Raw genomic sequence first — 19,331 nt, 5'->3', positions numbered from 1 at the left:
TGTAAAAGACTATACCCTGCACCGGTTGCTTGCAAGGCAGGTTTTAGCGAGCTTGCCTTGTTTTTTTATGATACGCTTATCTGTACGTACAATGAATTTCCCCTCCTGTAAAAAGAAATCTCCTCTGAATATGTCCTGTATAAAACCTATACTACTTAATCTATTGCACGATTTGACGCTACCGTCTATTTTAGTACACTTGTTTTATAAAGAATCAGCATCATGACAAAAGAAGAATTGAAAGATCTCACAATCAGTTACTATTCCACATACAACCAGGAAATTGAACAAACAAAAACATTGCTTGAAATAAGACTTGCCCAACAATGCCTGGCCTATACTTCAGCTCATGGCCTGCCAAAGGAGGCATTGGTTGTGAAGGCCAGAATAAAACCACTTGACAGTTTTTTAAAAAAGTTAGAAAAAAAAGGCTGGCCCGTATTCAATCATCCTGCAGAAGTAATCAATGATTTTATTGGCGCCAGAATTATATGCTGGTTTTTGGATGATTGTACCGGCATTTTAAAATCAATTATGCAAAGCACGGAAATTGAAATAATCAGCAGTTCAATTGAAAATTATATTTTAAACCCCAAGTCGTCGGGCTACCGTGCACTACATGTGCTGGCTGACGTCAATTATAACGGTGCATTGCCAAAAGAATCAATGACAAATAAAATAATTTGCGAAATTCAGATAAGAACAAGACTCCAGGATGCATGGGGTGATATTACCCACGACTTGTACTACCGGGCCAAGCATGTCAAACAAGCGGACAGGATGTACTATAGTTTTTTAAATGCCATTTCAAAAAGACTTTTACAGGAAGACAATGAGCTGCTTCAGCTAAGAAATGTATATACATTACCAGGTAAGAGTTAGTACAAATGAATCAGCATTCACCGAATCCGATCAATCAATGATCATGACTATTATTATCTCTTACCAGGAATTTTCAGGAATGCTGCTTCTGATATAATTTTTACTGATCCGATATTTTTTGCTTTTTCCAATTTGTTGCCTGCATCTATTCCTGCTACCAGGTAATGCAGGTTAGTGCTCGCGGCACTGAGAATCTGCCCGCCCTTTTCTTCTACCATCGCTTCCGCCTCATCTTTTTCTACAATGGCAAGCGTACCGGTAAATACGAACATAGGCCTCGCAAAACTTCCTCCTGTTGGCTGGTCTTCTTTGTCATTCCTCATTTTCACTGCCACTTGTTCCAGTTGCTGAATCATCTTAATGTTATTCCTGTTCATTCGGTCAACGGCAAATATATTAACCGGGTACTCCGGCAGCCGTGGCATAACGAAAGAACATAGAAAGCAATGGTATAAAAACAACAAGGTTATGTGTTAACAAACAGCATATAAAGCTATAGCAGCTGGCACACAACGTACCGGCATGCCGTATAATTCAACAACCGACTTGTTTTAAACCCCTGCACTCATTCAATAAAGCACCGATTGTATAAGCAATTGCAAAATATTAAAAAAGATGAAGCAGTTACTTCATCTTTTGCCAGTTACATCATTTTTGGAATCAGCTATTCACTCAATAACGCTTCACAATCCTGAATAAAAAACGGTCCGGCGTGCCAATCACACCACCAGCCTCCCTTCTCTTTTTCAATGCGTCTGATTTATAATAGGTAAATGCTTTTGCTGTATCACTTATAGCCGTTACCAGGGATACTTTTTTAGTATCGTCTGCATCGTGGCTAATGATCCTGTCTGTAATTGAATTATCCATTCGTTCCTGCTTGCCAGTTTCAAACTCCTTTTGCCAGGCATTAAAATCCTTTACTGAAAAAGTGGCGATAGAGCGAATGACAGAACTTATGCTGGCAGTATCCTGCCAGGTAGCGGTAACAATAGACATAATGGGCGTACCGGTAACACCGCCTTTCTGCATAGCTGTCTTAAGCCCGGGGGCTTTGATAAATGCCTTTGCTTTCACGATGTCATCGGCCTTTAGAGCTACCAACACCATGTTAGTATCCGGAAAACTACGGCCGATTACATATTTGTGTAAACCATTTGCTGTGCGGGCTGAATCGTCTGCTTCAAATATCCCCAGCCATTTTGCGAAATTCTGCACCTTATGTCTCACTACCAGCATATTTTGCGGTATGGTAATAATAGTGTTTGCTGGTGTTGCTGTAGCAGGAGTGGTTGCAGTTGCAGCGATTGCAGCGCTGGTTGTGTCAACGCCGGTTTTTTCTTTACTTCCACCACCACTACAGGAAATTAGCAAATACACTAAGGCTGTACCAAACAGCATGGTAATAAATTTCGATCGTTTCATACATTTTATTTTAGAGATGAATAGATGCATAGGAAAGCGCGGAAGAAAATGGCAAACGAAACAGTTTTTAAATGTTTACATAAAGAATCGCTGGCGGGAAGCCATCATGTAAATATCTGCACCGAATCGAAATGATTGCTTATCAGTAGTTACAAAAAATCGCCTTTATCATTTATGCTTACCCGTATTCGCTTACTACCATTCTCTAATAAAAGTTTGTAAACTTTGGCATCCTCCGTGTCTGAATAATGTTCCAGATAAACATCCTTTGCAACCCCCATTTCGGAAATCTGCTATCTAACGCTTTTTTTACAGCCGGAGGTAACGCAACATTTTTAAATTTTTCCGCTGTACGTAAAAACTTTCCACTCGGATCATAAACAGCCAATACTTCCCCGTCGGGAATAAAAAAGAAATAAAATAATTTTCATACTCGTCTTCATAGAATTCGGAATTTTTTACATCGAATGCCGCCGCCCTTCGTTGCAACAGGTTTACAGGCTGGGCTGCGTTGGTATCCCCAACTGCCTTAATATACTTATAATTTAATGAAACCCTAACCTCCGGCAATAAACCCTGAGCAAAGCACTTGCCGCCAAATACACCAATAAATATAAAAATACCCAGCTTTATTACCTGTTTCTTATTTCTTATTTTTAGATTATTTAAAAAATTTTCACTCTTTTAAACGCGACATTTTAAGAACAAAAATATACTGATACCGGGCGTAGTAAAATGACAGCGGTCAGCGGATAAATTGATTGTAATTATATTTTCTCCCAGAATAACAAACCTGGAATACACGCACCAGTTTCAGCACCGCCTGGAGTTGCTTTTTCTTCGCTGCAAGTAAACCTGCCAATGGTATTGCTGGCCAGTAATTCCGAAAAGGAACAACCGATTTCCAAAAAACCGTTTAATACCGGATATAGAATGAGCGGAAAATTACAACAGACGGACTTTTCGCCCGAGCCTCTTCGAGGTAACTGTTTAATAATATCAGCGCCTCTGTTTTTGGTTTCGCAAATCCTCGTCCGTTATTCCAGTCGCTTGCATATACAGGAACTTTACCATCATTTTGTTTGTACTGGCAGATGGCGAAATGAACGCCAAATGTGTTTATTTTTTATTTTATATCTTTTTAATATTTTTTGCGGTGACCTCACCTAAAAGGTCACCAGTCTACATAATAAAATCAACCTAAAATGCAGCAAAACATACTAAATTAGATTTTAGTAAAAGATTGGTATTGAATTACTTATAGAGTTTGCGATACCTCTAGATTAGCGCACCGCTCGGGTCACTTTCCAGTTCACACGCCAGATGCCATTATTTGAATTAAATTGATATGAAAAAAATAAAACGGCTCGCAAACATTGATATTTACGAGCCTTTGGCTTCGATTGAAACCCGAATTGTCGGGACGACAAGATTCGAACTTGCGACCCCCAGACCCCCAGCCTGGTGCGCTACCGGCCTGCGCTACGTCCCGAAAAAGAATTTTAATACCCAGGAGGTGTAATAATGGGATTGCAAATGTAGTAGAAATTTTCAATTTTAAAAACACAACATATTGTACCTTAGCGCAACTTTTTAATTCATGAAGGTTTTAATCAAGCAAACTACCATCGTCCATTCTTCTTCGCCGTTTAACGGAACACAGCAAGATATTTTTATTGAAGATGGCATTATTCAGTCGATTTCAGACAACATCAATCAGCCGGCGGATATTATAATTGAACAGCCCAACCTGCATACCAGCATTGGTTGGATGGATATGTACAGTCATTTTTGTGACCCCGGGTACGAATACAGGGAAACGCTGGAAACGGGCGCCCTTGCGGCAGCAACCGGTGGCTTTACAGACGTGATGGTGGTACCCAATACCAACCCGGTGGTACATACCAAATCGCAGGTGGAGTATATTGTTCAAAAATCAAATCAGCTGGTAGCCAATGTTCACCCGATGGGTGCGGTTACTAAAAATGCAGCGGGTACAGAACTGGCTGAAATGTATGATATGTACCAATCCGGCGCCGTGGCTTTCACGGATGGCACCAGCAGCATTCAATCCCCCGGACTGTTATTAAAAGCACTCCAATATGTGCTGGCATTTGACGGCACCATTTTACAGGTGGCAGATGATAAAACAATCAATCCGCAGGGATTGATGAACGAAGGCATTACCAGTACGCAACTGGGCTTACCCGGCAAACCTGCTATTGCAGAAGAGCTGATGATTGCCCGGGACATTGACCTGGTGAAATATACCGGCTCAAAAATTCATTTTACGGGCGTATCAACAAAAAAGGGAATTGAGTTAATTACGGCAGCAAAAGCAGCTGGTTTAAACATAAGTTTTTCAGTCACTCCTTACCACGCTATTTATTGTGATGAAGACCTGACTGAATACGATACTAATTTAAAAGTGAATCCACCGCTGAGAACAAGAGAAGATATGCTGGCAGTGAGATCAGCCATTTTAAATGGAGCAGCTGATGCTATTGCAAGCCATCATATTCCGCAGAATTATGATAGTAAGATATGTGAATTTGAATATGCCAAAAATGGTATGATTGGGCTGGAGACTTTGTTTGGCGCACTCAGCCATATTTTACCTGCCAACGAAAATGGCTGGACTGTCGAAAAATTAATTACTTTATTAAGTGTTGCACCCAGAAATATTTTTAACCTGCCGGTGCCTGAAATAAAAGAAGGCGCCAGCGCTTCGCTTACCTTATTCAATCCTTCTGCCAGCTATACTTTTGATGAAACAATGATTGCTTCCAAATCGAAAAACACACCTTTTATTGGCAGGCCTTTAACTGGTAAAGTGATCGGCATTGTAAACGGCAATAAAAATTATTTTAATTAAAATGAAGCAAACAACTCCTGCACAAAAAGGCCTGCTTACCGGCGGGCTCATGATTGTTGCTTCGCTGTTTTCGTTGTACATTTTAAAGAACCCGGTTGAAAGTGAGTTTCAGTTTTTGGTGTACTGTATTTTTTGTTTTGGCATTGTGTGGAGTTTGGTGAGTTATTTCAGATCGGAAAATGAGAAGAAAAATTTTGGCACTTATTTTTCCATCGGCTTTCAAACTTTTGTGGTGGTGTCTTTACTGATGGCAGTATTTGCTTTTATTTATTTTAGTTTGCATCCGGAATTCAGAGATAGCAAGATTGCAGAAAACAGCAAATTGCTATTGCAACAAGGCAATCATTTACCGAAGGAAATTGAAGAGAATGCTGTGCAATTAAAAAAGATGTTTATGCCGATGATGATATCTGCCGCCATTTTCAGGTATCTGATTATTGGTGCGCTGGTTACCGTAATTGCAGCTGGCTTTTTAAGCAAAAAGAATAATGCTTCATGATTAGAATGCCTGTTGTTCTTTATCAGCATATGTTTTCAATCGGTCGTCGTTGTGTCAGCCGATAGCTATCGGCTCCCTTGTACTTTTACAGCAATGGGCAACAACAAAAACGAAGATTGAACAAATTAAAAACGGACAAATAAACAGGCTGCATCCTTTCATATTAGTTTTGGTGTAACAAATTTGAAAGCGATTCCTTAAAGCTGAAAAAGTACAAGAGGGCGATGCAACGATGTTCCACATTGCTTTGTAGCCCGGACCAAAAAAAAATAGAATACGCAATCATTTATTTTAGAAAGCTTATTGCAAACAAAAAAGACAACCATGGATCTGTCAGTGATAGTGCCACTTTTTAACGAAGACGAATCTTTGCCGGAGTTAACTGCCTGGATTGAAAGGGTGATGCGTGCCAACAACTTCAGTTATGAAGTGATTATGGTGGATGATGGCAGCAGCGATAACTCCTGGCAGGTAATAGAGTTGCTGCGTAAACAAAATGATTGTATAAGGGGCATCCGGTTTCAAAGAAATTATGGTAAAAGCGCCGCTTTAAATGAAGGCTTTAAGGCCGCGAAAGGGGATGTAATAATTACCATGGATGCGGATATGCAAGACAGTCCGGATGAAATACCGGAGCTGCGCAGCATGATAATAAACGATGGTTTTGATATGGTAAGCGGCTGGAAAAAAAAACGGTTTGATAACAAACTCACCAAAAATATTCCTTCCAAATTATTCAATGCCGCAGCCAGCAGATCGAGCGGTATTGAACTACACGACTTTAACTGCGGACTGAAAGCATATAAAAACAAACTGGTAAAAAGTATAGAAGTATATGGCGAAATGCACCGCTATATTCCGGTACTTGCAAAGTGGGCGGGCTTTAAAAAAATTGGGGAAAAAGTGGTGGAACACCGACCTAGAAAATACGGTGTTACCAAGTTTGGCTGGAGCCGTTTTGTAAATGGATTCCTGGACCTTGCCACCATCATGTTTATGGGCAAGTTTGGTAAAAGGCCCATGCATATTTTTGGATTGTGGGGCAGCATTGTTTTTTTTATTGGTACCATTATCTGGATTTGGTTGTTTGTTGCAAAAATATTTTTCGACCAGTTTAATATGACCGACAGGCCGCTGTTTTATGTAGGCATTATCTCCATCGTAATTGGTACGCAATTATTTTTAGCCGGTTTTTTGGGCGAACTGATAGCAAGGAATTCAAGCGACAGAAATACGTATTTGATTGAAGAAAAACTGGGCGTTTGATAGAACGCTGATGACACAGATCGGGCGGATTTTTCACGGATTTTTTTTAAAAGATGGGCTGATAAGCAGGTTTGATTTGGGCCGGGAGGAATTGACACAACTGATTTTAAACAGATTTTATAAAATAATTTATATGCTGCTTCATCAGGAAACAACCGATCTGATTATAAAATGCTTTTATAAGGTTTACAACGAGCTTGGCTTTGGATTTTTAGAAAAAGTGTTTGAAAATGCCATGCTGATTGAACTACGGGCTAACGGATTGATTGCATCAAAGCAGGTTCCTGTAGAAGTATTTTACGAAGGCATTTTAGTGGGCAGTTATTTCGCCGACATCATCGTTGAAGATAAAATAATTTATTGAACTGAAAGCAGGCGAAGGCCTGTTAGTTGAGGAGCATGAGTTGCAATTGATAAACTATTTAAAAGCAACAAAAATGGAAGTAGGCCTGTTGCTTTTCTTTGGAAAAAAGCCGCAGTTCAAAAGAAAAATATTTACAAATAACAATAAAAATCAGTTTTAAATCCATGCCTTTAATATCATCTGCGTTCCATAAAATCAGTGTTAAATCAGCCTAATCAGTGTCATCAGCGTTCCATAAAAATATCGTCATCATTGGCCCGGCGCATCCTTTGCGGGGCGGGTTGGCATCTTACGATGAAAGGCTTGCAAAGGAATTTCAACAGCAAGGCCATACCGTTAACATTTATACATTTTCATTGCAATACCCCGGTTTTTTATTTCCGGGCACCACGCAATTTTCTACTGAGCCTGCGCCTGCCGACCTGGATATTCATGTACGCATCAACTCAGTTAACCCGCTTAACTGGATAAGCGTGGGAATGGAACTAAAAAGGCAACAACCTGATTTAATTGTGGTGCGTTACTGGCTGCCGTTTATGGGGCCTTGCCTGGGCAGCATCTTGCGTATTGTAAAACAAAACAAGCATACCAGGATAGTCTGCATAGCCGATAACATTATCCCACACGAAAAACGGATTGGCGATGTTGCTTTTACAAAATATTTTGTACCGCCCATTGATGCGTTTATCACCATGAGCGAAAAAGTATTAAGTGATCTACCCCTGTTTGCGAAGGGCAAACCAGCCAAATTTGTGGCGCATCCGTTATACGATAATTTTGGAGAAAAGCTAAGTCTGCAGGAAGCACGGCAACATTTAAATATTCCGGAGAATGAAAAAATAATGTTGTTTTTTGGCTTCATAAGAAAGTACAAAGGGCTTGACATTTTGTTAGATGCCATAAAAATATTGAAAGCTTCAAAGTACCCGCCTTTAGGGGATGGGGGCAAACTCTTAATAGCCGGCGAATTTTACGAAGACAGAAAACCTTACGACGAGCAGATAGCAAAACTCGGCATTGAGGACCGGCTGATATTAAGAACAGAATTTATTGCCGACAGCGAAGTAAAATATTATTTAAGTGCCGCAGACGTAGTGATTCAGCCCTACAGAAGCGCCACCCAGAGCGGCGTTACTCCCCTCGCCTACCATTTTGAAAAACCCATGATTGTAACCAACGTCGGAGGCTTGCCCAGCCTTGTTCCGGACGATAAAGTGGGACTGATTGCGGAGCCGACTGCTGAATCCATTGCAGCAAAAATTACCGAGTTTTTTCAAAAAGGTGCCGCACATTTTTTGCCACATTTAATTGAAGAAAAGAAGAAATACAGCTGGTCAAAAATGGTGGAAACCATATTTGATGTGGCTAGCTTGTAAAACACTGCAATTTTTTTGATTGTTATAATATTCGCCTTCTATTATTTCCTTCCGCATATTCGTTAATTTGCAGCCATGATTTACAGAAGCAAAGCGCCTTTACGTATTGGTTTGGCCGGCGGCGGCACCGATGTTAGTCCTTATAGCGATGAATATGGCGGTGCCATTTTAAATGCAACGGTATCCCTTTCTGCCTACGCCAGCATTGAACCACTGCAGGAAAAAACAATTATTGTAGAAGCGCTTGACAGAAAAGAAAGCGAACGTTTTGACTGGGCGCCCAGCCTGCCCATCAACGGGCACCTGGATTTGTTGAAAGGCGTTTACAACCGTATCAATTCCATGTACGGCCTGCCTTCAACTGGCTTTCGTTTATCTACATTTGTTGATGCCCCTGCAGGCTCCGGTTTGGGCACTTCCTCTACACTCGTTGTAGCCATTTTAGGAGCATTTGTTGAAATGTTGAAACTGCCTTTAGGCGACTATGATATTGCGCATTTAGCCTACTCCATCGAAAGGGAAGACCTGCAACTGGCCGGGGGCAAGCAAGACCAGTATGCCGCCACTTTTGGTGGTGTTAATTTCATGGAGTTTTATGGGGATGATAAAGTGATTGTAAACCCACTGCGCATTCGCCCGGAATATTTGCACGAGCTGGGTAATAACCTGGTACTGTATTTTACAGCCACTTCCAGGGAAAGCGCTCATATTATAAAAGAGCAGGTAAAAAATGTAAACAACAAAGATGAAAAAAGCATTGAAGCCATGCACCAGTTAAAGGAGCAGGCCAGGATGATGAAAGAAGCGTTGTTAAAAGGAAGACTGCATGAAATTGGCGAAATACTCGATTTTGGTTTTGAACAAAAACGCAGGATGGCGCACAACATCAGCAACGACAAAATTGAACTGATTTACAATGCCGCAAAAAAAGCAGGTGCTACAGGTGGCAAAATAAGCGGTGCCGGTGGCGGCGGTTTTATGATTTTTTATTGCCCGAACAATACCCGTTATGCAGTGATAGAAACTTTAAATAGTTTTGGTGGCGAAATAAGGGATTATTCTTTCACCAAATATGGGCTGACAACCTGGACGATATAACCAATGTGGCTTAAATTTTTCTTAATACAAAAAACAAAAGCGCTTTTCAGCCTTTTTAAATTACATGTACTGGTAGAGCCTTTCAGCGGTTTTTTGCTAAACCTGGCTTACCTGTCCAAACAATCCAAGTGGATTAATCAACAAAAAGGCCTGGCATACAATGATTTTTTTAGTGGCGACCGCTCCCGCGAAAAACGATTTGGCTTGTATGAATTTCTAAACAAGCAATTCATTAAAGATCAGCCGATGAATTACCTGGAATTTGGTGTAGCCAATGGCGGTTCTTTTTACTGGTGGTTAAAAAATCATTCCAACATACAATCAACGTTTTCGGGCTTTGATACCTTCTCCGGACTGCCGGAAGATTATGGTCCTTTTAAAAAAGGAGATATGAGCAATGGCAATGAAGTGTTAAAAACCGATGATACCAGGGCTGCTTTTTATCAGGGATTGTTTCAGCAAACCTTGCCCGGATTTTTAAAAACCTTTAACAACGATAAGCTGACGGTGATCCATATGGATGCTGATTTATATTCCTCCACCTTATATACCTTAACTTCTTTTGCACCCTATTTAAAAAAAGGTGATATCATTTTATTTGATGAATTTTGCGTACCGACCCATGAGTTTTTAGCAGTTAAAAATTTCACGGAATCGTACTATATCAACCTTACACCAATTGCCGCATCCAACAATTTTTTGTTTACGGCTTTGCAGGTAAATTAATTAAACATATGAACCAAAAAATAGCAGACCGCGTCAATGCATCCATCGCTGTAAAACAGCAGTTACTGGCAGATGAAAAAATCATCAGCACCGTTGCCACTTGTGTAGATATTATAGTGACCGCTTTTAACAATGGTAACAAAGTATTGTTTTGCGGCAACGGCGGCAGCGCTGCAGATGCACAGCATTTAGCAGCAGAATTCAGCGGCCGTTTTTATATCGATCGCGATGCATTGCCTGCTGAAGCGTTGCATTGCAACACCAGCTATTTAACTGCGGTAGCAAACGATTATAGTTTTGACTTGATTTATGCACGGCTGATTAAAGGCCTCGGTAAAAAAGGTGATGTGCTGGTTGGCTTAAGTACATCTGGCAACAGCGCCAATATTGTAAATGCTTTTGAGACCGCCAAAGAAAAGGAAATGATCACCATTGGTTTTACAGGTTTTACCGGTGGCGCCATGAAAGAAATTTCGGATTATTTACTAAATGTTCCATCAACGGATACGCCGAGGATTCAGGAAAGTCATATCTTACTGGGCCATATTATTTGCGAGTTAGTGGAAGAAAGATTGTTTGGCCAAACAACGACAGCCAGCTAAGCGCTGCATTAAAGGGCTTTCTATATAGTGTACAGTAGAATTCTAAACTCTTTGCTTAGCATTTATGAAAAATATCTACCTTTTACTTGTTAGTTTTCTTTTGTTAACTGGCGTGAAAGGGCAACAGGGTAGTAATACAAGTCTATTATCCAAAACGGATATGAATTACCTGGAAGGACTCACCAGGGATGTGATGGAAAGTTCAAGAATCTACCCGGGGCAAAAGATCTCGGACGATTTTGGTAACAACAACACCGGCATTGTGTTAATAAGGCCAGGCGGCCGCAGCAGCTATCCGGCCTACTGGATAAGGGATTATGTGATGTCACTTGAAAGCGGTTTTGTAACAGCCGAAGAACAAAAACAATTGCTGCTGTTAACGGCAAAAACGCAGTGTGATCAAACCTGGATTTCCAATACCGGCAGTATGATACCGGTTGGTGCCATTGCTGATCACATCAGGATTGACGACAGCAAGCCCATCTTTTTTCCGGGCACTTACGACTATCGTGAGCAGGGCGGAAAAATCTGGGGAATGACACCACCCTATTGCGATCAGTACTTTTTCATTCACATGGCCCATTACTATGTCACCACTGCTGCAGCTCCCAAATTTCTGTTTCAGCAAATCAACGACATACCATTAATCGACCGGTTGGAAATGGCTTATAAAGTGCCACCCACCCGTCAGGATAGCGCGTTGGTTTATACAACAGACGACTTCAGAGGTGTTGATTTTGGATTCAGGGATGTGATTACAATGACCGGTGATCTTTGCTTACCATCTTTATTAAAATACCGGGCATCGTTAGAAATGGCTGACTTATTTGAATTGATTCACCTGAAAGACAAAGCAAAATCGTACAGAAATATTGCCGCCAAATTGAAACAAACTATTCCTCAAATCTTTTACGACTCACGGGGGATGTTGGTGGCTTCAACGGGTAAGAGCAGGCAGGCTGATGTATGGAGTACGGCGCTGGCCGTGTATTTTGGCGTACTTGAAGATGATCGGCTCATCAAGACCAGCCAGCTTCTACGCAAAGCCTATAAAAATGGAACCTTGTCTTTCAGAGGAAATATACGGCATATACTTACCACGGATGATTACAATGATTCAACCGCATGGGAGCATAGTTTAGCAGAAAAGAATACTTACCAGAACGGCGCTTATTGGGGCACGCCAACCGGCTGGGTTTGTTACGCAATTGCCAAAACAGATATAGCCGCAGCCAAACAGCTTGCTAAAGAATACATGGATGATCTGCGTGCAGGAGATTATAGGAAGGGACCTCAATTTGGTGCTCCCTGGGAATGCTATAACAAGAATACTCCGCAAAATTCAGTCTACCTGGCATCTGTAAGCGGCCCTTACATTGCTTTTAAAAGACAATCATCCGAAGGCATTAAAACGTCTTCAAAAGCGGTAAAAAAGACTAAGAAAAACAATCAATAAACTCAACACTTTTAACAGCTCAGTCATAAAAAATTGCTTCATGATAAAAAAAATTATTGCTCTTTTTATTTGTATTGTATTGCGTGATGTAACGGCCTCGGGACAAGTTGCTGCCGCTCCACCGCAAGAAAACCTTAAAACAAAATGGTTCCGTGAAGCCAGGTTTGGGATGTTCATACATTGGGGTTTGTTTGCGGGGCATGCAGGCACTTACAAAGGAAAGAAATACTATGGCATCAGTGAATGGTTGCAGGAAAGGGCAAAAATTCCGGCAAAAGAATATGAACAATTTGCAGCGGAATTTAACCCGGTAGATTTTAATGCAGAGCAATGGGTAAGCCTGGCAAAAGCCTCGGGCATAAAATACATCGTTATCACCGCCAAACACCACGAAGGTTTTGCGATGTTTAAATCGATGGTATCCGCCTTTAATATTGTAGATGCCACACCATATAAAAAAGACCCCATGAAAGCATTAGCGACAGCCTGCAAAAAGGCGGGCATCAAGCTGGGTTTTTACTATTCTCAGTTCCAGGATTGGCACGAGCCAAATGGAGGAGGCAACAATTGGGATTTTGATGACACAAAAAAGGATTACCCCGTTTATTATGCTGCTAAAGCAATCCCGCAAATAAAAGAACTGCTGACCAATTACGGTGACCTTGGACTGATATGGTTTGATACACCCGGAGATATGACACCCGAACAATCAGCAGAATTTTTAAAAAAAGTGAAGGGCTGGCAACCCAATTGTTTGGTGAGCAGCCGGGTTGGTAACGGCCTGGGAGATTATACCGATTTTGGTGACGGAGAAGTGCCGGCGGGCGTGGTAAAAGGCCCGTGGGAAGCTATTTTTACACACAATGATTCCTGGGGCTATTCGTCGTTTGACAATAATTTTAAAACGCCGAAAGAGATCATCCGGCTACTTTCCACCATTGCTTCAAAAGGTGGCAACCTGTTATTGAATATCGGCCCCATGGCCAATGGCAAAATTCCGGAGCCATCACAAAAATATTTTTTAGAAACAGGGAATTGGCTGCATCAAAACGGGGAGAGTATTTATGGTACTACCAGTTCACTTATTAAGCCTCAACCATGGGGCGTTACCACCAACAAGCCAGGTAAACTTTTTATACATATTTTTCAATCACCGCTCAATGGAAAAATCAGTGTGCCGGTAAACGGAATAAACATCCGAAGGGTTTATTGGCTTTCCAATAAAAAACAGGTAGCTGCTGCAATGACCGCTACGGGCCTGGAAATACGGTTACCGGCCGTATTGCCAGATTTAAGAGACGCTGTGGTAGCCGTTGAATACAGTGGCACAATGACTGAAAATTATGACACACCCGAAACATGGAGCATGCAATACCCTGAATTTTCACTACTTCCGGATTTTGCATCGGTGAAGGGAAAGGCATCCATCAGCACTGTAACCTACTCGCATTATTTTGGCGACTGGAAGCATGCGGTCTGCATCAAAAATTTGCAATCGCCAACAGATGAAGTGAGTTTCAATATCCAGGTAAAAGAAAAGGGCGATTATAAAATAACCCTGGAATATGCAGCCGGTAAAGACAGTGAAGGCGAAGAAGGAATACTGGAAATAGGGGGACAACAATTTCCCTTCCAGGTACTTAAAACAGGTGAGCATGATGAATGGAAACCATTGACATGGATCAGGCAGACAATAACTATTTTACCTGTTACAGACCCCGGCTCTTACACGCTAAAAATAAGGCCAGTCCAGGCTGGCAAAGAATTGTTTAATTTGAAAAGAATAATTGCAGAACCTGTCGAATAATGGTTGGTTCAGTAAAGAGTACATTGAATCATATTAATTTCGCAGTATAATTTATCTTGCGGGCCTTACAACTTTTTTTAGAATAGTACACAAAGGATAATGATTAAAACAGCAATCATATTAGCGGGAGGTTTGGGTACCCGCCTGCGCAGTGCAGTAGGGGATTTACCAAAATGCATGGCCCCTGTCGAAGGACTTCCTTTCATTCATTTTGTAATCGCAGCCTTACAAAAAGAAGGCATCGAAAACTTTATTTTTTCGCTGGGTTATAAAAGCGAGGTCATCATTGATTATGCAGATACGCATTACTCCGACTTGAAAAAAAAATACGTTGTTGAAACGACGCCCCTTGGCACAGGCGGCGCAATAAAAGCTGCCTGTAAAGAGGCGACTGAAAAGAATGTGATTATAGTAAACGGTGACACTTTGTTTCTTGCAGACATTGCAGCCCTCTCTTCCTTTCATGAAAAGCATCGTGCCGTTTGTACCATTGCCCTGAAAGAAATGACCGCATTTGACCGATATGGCGCAGTAGAAATCAACAGCGATCAATCTATCAAAGCATTTAAAGAAAAACAGTTTTGTGAACACGGAACTATCAATGGCGGCGTTTATGCGCTAACGGTAACCACCTTGCTGAACGAAACTTATCCCGAAGTTTTTTCATTTGAAAAAGAATACCTCGAAAAAAATACCGGTACCGGAAAGTTATATGGCGTAATCAACAACCATTATTTTATTGATATTGGCATACCCGAAGATTACCAGCGTTTCCAGGACGAATACAAAATGATTTCAACAGCAAACAACCTGGCCAATACCCCGGATGGCACAAACAAATTTTTAAACTTATTAACCGCATGAGCCAGTTTTTAATTGACAATAGCTGGACTCTTTTTTTAGACAGGGATGGCGTAATCAACCACGAACAAGTGGACGGATATGTGAATACCTGGGAAGATTTTACATTTTATGCAGGCGTAAAAGAAGCGTTAAAAATATTCGCCTGCCGTTTTAAATATATCATCGTTATCACTAACCAGCGGGGCGTTGGCCGCGGTATTACCAAACCTGAAAACTTGCAAATCGTCCACCAGCAGATGGTAAAAGAAATTGAAGCAGCGGGCGGCAGAATTGACAGCATCTATTTTTGCATTGATGTAAATGCAGACAGTATCAACCGAAAACCCAATACCGGCATGGCTTTACAGGCAAAGCGAGATTTTACAGATATTGATTTTTTGAAATCCATCATGGTGGGCAACAATTTCAGCGATATGGAATTTGGCCGCGGCATAGGTGCTAAAACTATTTTTTTACCCACTACTCAACCCAAAGTAACCGGCCCGGATAAACGGATTGATGCTATCTATCCTTCCCTGATTGATTTTGCAAAAAGCCTGTAAGCTTTCGTTAATTTTACAGCACAGGAGCCCTTGTTATCCTGTTTGTTAAAGTATTGTTTTACATTTATTGTATGAAGAAATTGTTTGTATTGGCTGGTTGTATTGTTTTTGTTCAATTGTGTTTTTCGCAGGGACTGCATAAAACTGATGCTGTTTTTTTGCAGCAAAAAGAAGACTCTTTAAAGACGTATGCGAAAGATATGATACAGGCCATCAACCCGCAAAACCGTTTTAAGGCGGACAGTCTTTTTACAAAAATGTTTGTACGGGCATTGAAAACAACCGGTTCATTCAGCTACCCGTTTGATAGCCTGGAAACAATTTCAAAATTATATCCGCCCGACAGCAGCTTCCGCATTTTTACCTGGCAAATGGTGATCAGCGACAATGTGATCCGCCAGCATGGTGCCATCCAGATGAAGACCACGGATGGCTCTCTAAAATTATTTCCACTCATTGATAAGTCAGATGTTACAGACAATATCAGTGATACGGTAGGTGACAACAGGGGCTGGATTGGCGCTGTATATTACCGGATGATTGAAACAAGAAGCGCTAACCAAAATTTTTATACCCTATTGGGATACGATGAAAACAACATTCGCAGTAACCGTAAAATAATTGAAGTATTGAGTTTTAAAGATGGTGAACCCGTTTTTGGTGGCCGCTATTTTAGTTTTGACAATGATGCGGTGAAACAGCCGGCCGTAAGCCGTTACATCATGGAGTATAAAAAATCCACCGGTCCACGGCTGACTTACGATGCTGACCTTGACATGATTGTTTTTGAGCATTTGGAAAGCGAAAGCAATGAACCAAAAAAGAAGTGGACGCTGATACCTGACGGAGATTACGAGGGGTTTAAATGGAAGAACGGACAATGGATACATGTAGAAAAAGTATTCAACCAGATTACGCCAGAAGGCAAGGAACCCGTACCAAGCCCGTTGAGGGAAACGCAGGGTAACCTGGAAGAAGATAAATTACAGGATTCGCCTGGTGAAAAAGCAGCTGCAACAGGAACGCCCGCCTCTGTTAAAAAAACAAAAGTGGTAAAGAAGAAAGTGAAACCGGAGAATTAAAATGCAGCGGCTTACCTGTAAGTTGTTTTCATTTCACTAAAAAGATTGCTGCGATAGCTGGTTAAAAGAATGAATTATGAAAACCGTTCTGACATTTTTTTACCTCCTGTTTCTTAATGTTGTTTCATCAGCTCAAACACCATCGAAGCCATTTCCCCAACACGTTCATTATTCTGAAGACGTCATTACTCCCAGCCATATTTCACAACAACAAGCCGACGAATCTGTAACATCTTTCTACTATAACTGGAAGCACCGCTACCTCCGCAGCAACGCCAGCAAGAACCAGTATTATATTTGGACGGGAGATGCAACGGGTAAATACAAAAGCGTTTCTGAAGGCCAGGGTTATGGTATGATCATCATTGCCCTGATTGCCGGGCAGGATACTGCAGCACAAACAATATATGATGGATTGTATAATTACTACCGCAGCCATCCAAGTACCAACAGTAAATATTTGATGGCATGGGCACAAACCAATTCATTCGCCGATGCAGATGGTAGTTCCGCTTCTGATGGCGATTTGGACATTGCTTATTCCTTGCTGCTTGCGGATGCACAATGGGGAAGCAAGGGAAGCATTCCTTATTTAAGCGAAGCAAAGGCAATGCTGGGCGCTATCATGCAGCACGAAATTAACCCAATCACCTTCTCAGTATTATTGAGCAATGCGATAGAGCCGGGCAGCAGGGATTATTTTGATATGCGTTCCTCAGATTTTATGCCTGCGCATTTTAAGGCATTCAAAAAAGTGATTGATAGTGAATTCTGGGATAAAGTGATTGACAAAAATTACAAGTTGTTTTCTCTGTTACAAAAACAATACAGTCCCGATGCCGGGCTGGTGCCGGATTTTATTCAACACATCCATTCGAGGCCGGGACCGGCAAGAGCCAGCTATCTGGAGTCGAGACATGATGGTAGTTATAATTACAATGCCTGCCGGGTTCCCTGGCGTATTGCTACCGACTATATTGTAAACGGCGACAAACGTTCAAAAGCATTCGCAGCAAAAATCAATGCCTGGATACGCAGCACAACGGAAGACAATCCGGATAATATTTCTGCAGGGTATACACTGCAGGGCGATGATATGCGAAAGCGCAACTTCGAAGCGTTGAGTTTCATCAGTTCGTTTGCTGTCGCGGCTATGGTAGACGCTAAAAACCAGGCCTGGCTTAATAAGCTGTGGGATTACATTGTTGGTTTTAAACTGGAGCAATTCGATTACTACGATAACACCATTAAACTATTTAACCTGATTATTTTATCTGGAAATTACTGGACGCCATCAATTAGCAACTAGCTGCATTTAATTTATCTGTTTCAACCAAAAGAATTTGTGATAATTATGCAATAGAAAAAAATATTGCATCCAGTTTGAGTAAAACGTTAACATGCTCAAGATAAGTATTCCCAAACCCTGCAACCAATCCTGGATGGATATGGCGCCAAATCAAAACGGACGATATTGCGATGTATGTGGGAAATCAGTAATTGACTTTTCGGGTTTGACTGATGACGAAGTACAGCATTACTTCACTGATAAAAAGGAAGAAAAAGTTTGTGGCAGATTTAGAACCGGCCAGGTACAACCATTTGCCATCCACTTACCCGAAACTATTTTTAGCATGTCGCTGCCCTTATGGAAATGCTTTTTAGCAGCCAGCTTACTCGCTTTCGGCACTATTTTATTTTCCTGTTGTACAACAAAAGGAGAACCCGACTTAGCAAACATGAGCACGAATGAAAAAAATACTTTGATTGGCGACACTGTTATGATTTCGCAACCAGCCGGGCAGGATAGCTTGCAAAAAAATCCGCAACTGAGCGGATCGATAAAAAATGCCTGGATGACGGGAAAAATTAATCAGGCATCAATCAAATAAGTTCCCAAATCAACTACTTCTCCTTCTCCTTTTTTATATTGCTGAATGGTTTCAAGATCAATATCCTGCATTACCTGGCTTTGAAAAACAGGCACATCGTTTTTGTACACTACAAAGTAAAAATCAGGGAAGGTTTCTATGTTCGCCAGGTCGCCAAATGCCTGGTGGCGAAAGGCAATTTTAGCATATCCATTGCTATCAATTCCGCTTTCACCAATAAAATCGTTGTCGAATATATCCTTGTCGAAAAGCCTTACCCTGTAAGGATCCCCGGTTACAGGCGCATCACTGCCCTTTGCAATAAAGCGGGCAGTAATTTCGAACATCATGTCGGAGTCTAAAGAGAGCTTGCTCATTGTGGAAGATATTTAAAGTGAAAAGTAAAAAATTTAAATTAAAAAATGAACCTGCTGATTGGAGTTACCACATCTGCATGACACCCGCTCTAATAAAAAGTTCATCAAAGCTGTCTTTGTACAAGAGGGCGATGCAACAATGATTCACAAAGCTTCTTAGCCCGGACCAAAATTTTTTTCGCTCAAACACCATGTCAAGAAAATTACTCCAAAACTGCG

The 19,331-nt window shown here is 41.2% G+C and carries 20 protein-coding genes and 1 tRNA gene; 17 read left to right on the top strand and 4 right to left on the bottom strand.

Annotated elements, in window-relative coordinates:
* The first annotated feature begins 222 nt into the window (after positions 1–222).
* On the top strand, positions 223–882 hold the full coding sequence (locus JWR61_RS02980; protein WP_301926369.1) for a GTP pyrophosphokinase family protein: 660 nt from the start codon (positions 223–225) through the stop codon (positions 880–882).
* A 53-nt stretch (positions 883–935) separates the two neighbouring features.
* On the opposite strand, the gene JWR61_RS02975 is transcribed toward JWR61_RS02980, so the two are convergent.
* The 3 genes from JWR61_RS02975 to JWR61_RS02965 all read right to left on the bottom strand — a co-directional run bounded on the left by JWR61_RS02975 (position 936) and on the right by JWR61_RS02965 (position 3,799).
* The gene (locus JWR61_RS02975) at positions 936–1,259 is read right to left on the bottom strand and encodes a BRCT domain-containing protein (RefSeq protein ID WP_301926368.1); all 324 of its coding nucleotides are present in this window, start codon (positions 1,257–1,259) and stop codon (positions 936–938) included.
* A gap of 295 nt (positions 1,260–1,554) precedes the next feature.
* A complete protein-coding gene (locus JWR61_RS02970) occupies positions 1,555–2,307 on the bottom strand; it encodes a hypothetical protein (RefSeq protein ID WP_301926367.1) in 753 nt (250 codons plus the stop codon).
* Positions 2,308–3,725: 1,418 nt separating this feature from the next.
* Positions 3,726–3,799: transfer RNA gene (locus JWR61_RS02965), tRNA-Pro, on the bottom strand.
* A gap of 108 nt (positions 3,800–3,907) precedes the next feature.
* Between JWR61_RS02965 and JWR61_RS02960 the strand changes: the two genes are divergently transcribed.
* The 16 genes from JWR61_RS02960 (at position 3,908) to JWR61_RS02890 (ending at position 18,756) form a co-directional block, all read left to right on the top strand.
* On the top strand, positions 3,908–5,182 hold the full coding sequence (locus JWR61_RS02960; RefSeq protein ID WP_301926366.1) for a dihydroorotase family protein: 1,275 nt from the start codon (positions 3,908–3,910) through the stop codon (positions 5,180–5,182).
* 1 nt (position 5,183) lies between these two features.
* Positions 5,184–5,681 carry a DUF4199 domain-containing protein gene (locus tag JWR61_RS02955; RefSeq protein ID WP_301926365.1) on the top strand — a complete coding sequence of 166 codons (498 nt, stop codon included), beginning with the start codon at positions 5,184–5,186 and terminating at the stop codon, positions 5,679–5,681.
* Positions 5,682–6,005: 324 nt separating this feature from the next.
* Complete coding sequence (locus JWR61_RS02950; RefSeq protein WP_301926364.1) at positions 6,006–6,947, top strand: glycosyltransferase family 2 protein; 942 nt, start codon at positions 6,006–6,008, stop codon at positions 6,945–6,947.
* A gap of 133 nt (positions 6,948–7,080) precedes the next feature.
* Complete coding sequence (locus tag JWR61_RS02945) at positions 7,081–7,311, top strand: GxxExxY protein (protein ID WP_301926363.1); 231 nt, start codon at positions 7,081–7,083, stop codon at positions 7,309–7,311.
* A gap of 40 nt (positions 7,312–7,351) precedes the next feature.
* Entirely contained in the window at positions 7,352–7,471 is a 120-nt protein-coding gene (locus JWR61_RS28215) for a GxxExxY protein (protein ID WP_367881787.1), read from the top strand.
* Between the two features lie 58 nt (positions 7,472–7,529).
* Positions 7,530–8,687, top strand: coding sequence for a glycosyltransferase (locus JWR61_RS02940; protein ID WP_301926362.1), 1,158 nt, complete (start codon positions 7,530–7,532; stop codon positions 8,685–8,687).
* A 75-nt stretch (positions 8,688–8,762) separates the two neighbouring features.
* Positions 8,763–9,785, top strand: a complete 1,023-nt coding sequence (locus JWR61_RS02935; protein WP_301926361.1) for a dehydrogenase — start codon at positions 8,763–8,765, stop codon at positions 9,783–9,785.
* 3 nt (positions 9,786–9,788) lie between these two features.
* Positions 9,789–10,511: a TylF/MycF/NovP-related O-methyltransferase gene (locus JWR61_RS02930; protein ID WP_301926360.1), complete on the top strand. Its 723-nt coding sequence runs from the start codon at positions 9,789–9,791 to the stop codon at positions 10,509–10,511.
* 8 nt (positions 10,512–10,519) lie between these two features.
* Positions 10,520–11,113: an SIS domain-containing protein gene (locus JWR61_RS02925; protein WP_301926358.1), complete on the top strand. Its 594-nt coding sequence runs from the start codon at positions 10,520–10,522 to the stop codon at positions 11,111–11,113.
* A 64-nt stretch (positions 11,114–11,177) separates the two neighbouring features.
* The gene (locus tag JWR61_RS02920) at positions 11,178–12,569 is read left to right on the top strand and encodes a hypothetical protein (protein ID WP_301926357.1); all 1,392 of its coding nucleotides are present in this window, start codon (positions 11,178–11,180) and stop codon (positions 12,567–12,569) included.
* Between the two features lie 40 nt (positions 12,570–12,609).
* Positions 12,610–14,376 carry an alpha-L-fucosidase gene (locus JWR61_RS02915; protein ID WP_301926356.1) on the top strand — a complete coding sequence of 589 codons (1,767 nt, stop codon included), beginning with the start codon at positions 12,610–12,612 and terminating at the stop codon, positions 14,374–14,376.
* 99 nt (positions 14,377–14,475) lie between these two features.
* A complete protein-coding gene (locus JWR61_RS02910; protein ID WP_301926355.1) occupies positions 14,476–15,240 on the top strand; it encodes a nucleotidyltransferase family protein in 765 nt (254 codons plus the stop codon).
* On the top strand, positions 15,237–15,782 hold the full coding sequence (locus JWR61_RS02905) for an HAD-IIIA family hydrolase (RefSeq protein ID WP_301926354.1): 546 nt from the start codon (positions 15,237–15,239) through the stop codon (positions 15,780–15,782). The genes JWR61_RS02910 and JWR61_RS02905 overlap by 4 nt, the downstream gene beginning before the upstream one ends.
* A 71-nt stretch (positions 15,783–15,853) precedes the next feature.
* Positions 15,854–16,864: a hypothetical protein gene (locus JWR61_RS02900; protein WP_301926353.1), complete on the top strand. Its 1,011-nt coding sequence runs from the start codon at positions 15,854–15,856 to the stop codon at positions 16,862–16,864.
* A gap of 76 nt (positions 16,865–16,940) precedes the next feature.
* Entirely contained in the window at positions 16,941–18,173 is a 1,233-nt protein-coding gene (locus JWR61_RS02895) for a glycosyl hydrolase family 8 (protein ID WP_301926352.1), read from the top strand.
* Between the two features lie 91 nt (positions 18,174–18,264).
* The gene (locus JWR61_RS02890) at positions 18,265–18,756 is read left to right on the top strand and encodes a hypothetical protein (protein ID WP_301926351.1); all 492 of its coding nucleotides are present in this window, start codon (positions 18,265–18,267) and stop codon (positions 18,754–18,756) included.
* Here JWR61_RS02890 and JWR61_RS02885 read toward each other — a convergent pair.
* Entirely contained in the window at positions 18,738–19,112 is a 375-nt protein-coding gene (locus JWR61_RS02885) for a hypothetical protein (RefSeq protein ID WP_301926350.1), read from the bottom strand. The two genes, JWR61_RS02890 and JWR61_RS02885, sit on opposite strands and share 19 nt — an antisense overlap.
* Between the last annotated feature and the right edge of the window lie 219 nt (positions 19,113–19,331).

It is taken from the genome of Ferruginibacter sp. (genome assembly GCF_028288465.1).
Classification (GTDB): domain Bacteria; phylum Bacteroidota; class Bacteroidia; order Chitinophagales; family Chitinophagaceae; genus Ferruginibacter.
The sequence above is the reverse complement of the archived record's forward strand: the minus strand, read 5'-3'. Positions and strand labels throughout refer to the sequence as shown.

What these genes read in the sequence shown, in the direction of transcription:
- JWR61_RS02980 (WP_301926369.1), top strand. Translation starts at nt 223, where the DNA reads ATGACAAAAGAAGAATTGAAAGATCTCACAATCAGTTACTATTCCACA.
- JWR61_RS02975 (WP_301926368.1), bottom strand. Translation starts at nt 1,259, where the DNA reads ATGAACAGGAATAACATTAAGATGATTCAGCAACTGGAACAAGTGGCA.
- JWR61_RS02970 (WP_301926367.1), bottom strand. Translation starts at nt 2,307, where the DNA reads ATGAAACGATCGAAATTTATTACCATGCTGTTTGGTACAGCCTTAGTG.
- JWR61_RS02960 (WP_301926366.1), top strand. Translation starts at nt 3,908, where the DNA reads ATGAAGGTTTTAATCAAGCAAACTACCATCGTCCATTCTTCTTCGCCG.
- JWR61_RS02955 (WP_301926365.1), top strand. Translation starts at nt 5,184, where the DNA reads ATGAAGCAAACAACTCCTGCACAAAAAGGCCTGCTTACCGGCGGGCTC.
- JWR61_RS02950 (WP_301926364.1), top strand. Translation starts at nt 6,006, where the DNA reads ATGGATCTGTCAGTGATAGTGCCACTTTTTAACGAAGACGAATCTTTG.
- JWR61_RS02945 (WP_301926363.1), top strand. Translation starts at nt 7,081, where the DNA reads ATGCTGCTTCATCAGGAAACAACCGATCTGATTATAAAATGCTTTTAT.
- JWR61_RS02935 (WP_301926361.1), top strand. Translation starts at nt 8,763, where the DNA reads ATGATTTACAGAAGCAAAGCGCCTTTACGTATTGGTTTGGCCGGCGGC.
- JWR61_RS02930 (WP_301926360.1), top strand. Translation starts at nt 9,789, where the DNA reads ATGTGGCTTAAATTTTTCTTAATACAAAAAACAAAAGCGCTTTTCAGC.
- JWR61_RS02925 (WP_301926358.1), top strand. Translation starts at nt 10,520, where the DNA reads ATGAACCAAAAAATAGCAGACCGCGTCAATGCATCCATCGCTGTAAAA.
- JWR61_RS02920 (WP_301926357.1), top strand. Translation starts at nt 11,178, where the DNA reads ATGAAAAATATCTACCTTTTACTTGTTAGTTTTCTTTTGTTAACTGGC.
- JWR61_RS02915 (WP_301926356.1), top strand. Translation starts at nt 12,610, where the DNA reads ATGATAAAAAAAATTATTGCTCTTTTTATTTGTATTGTATTGCGTGAT.
- JWR61_RS02910 (WP_301926355.1), top strand. Translation starts at nt 14,476, where the DNA reads ATGATTAAAACAGCAATCATATTAGCGGGAGGTTTGGGTACCCGCCTG.
- JWR61_RS02905 (WP_301926354.1), top strand. Translation starts at nt 15,237, where the DNA reads ATGAGCCAGTTTTTAATTGACAATAGCTGGACTCTTTTTTTAGACAGG.
- JWR61_RS02900 (WP_301926353.1), top strand. Translation starts at nt 15,854, where the DNA reads ATGAAGAAATTGTTTGTATTGGCTGGTTGTATTGTTTTTGTTCAATTG.
- JWR61_RS02895 (WP_301926352.1), top strand. Translation starts at nt 16,941, where the DNA reads ATGAAAACCGTTCTGACATTTTTTTACCTCCTGTTTCTTAATGTTGTT.
- JWR61_RS02890 (WP_301926351.1), top strand. Translation starts at nt 18,265, where the DNA reads ATGCTCAAGATAAGTATTCCCAAACCCTGCAACCAATCCTGGATGGAT.
- JWR61_RS02885 (WP_301926350.1), bottom strand. Translation starts at nt 19,112, where the DNA reads ATGAGCAAGCTCTCTTTAGACTCCGACATGATGTTCGAAATTACTGCC.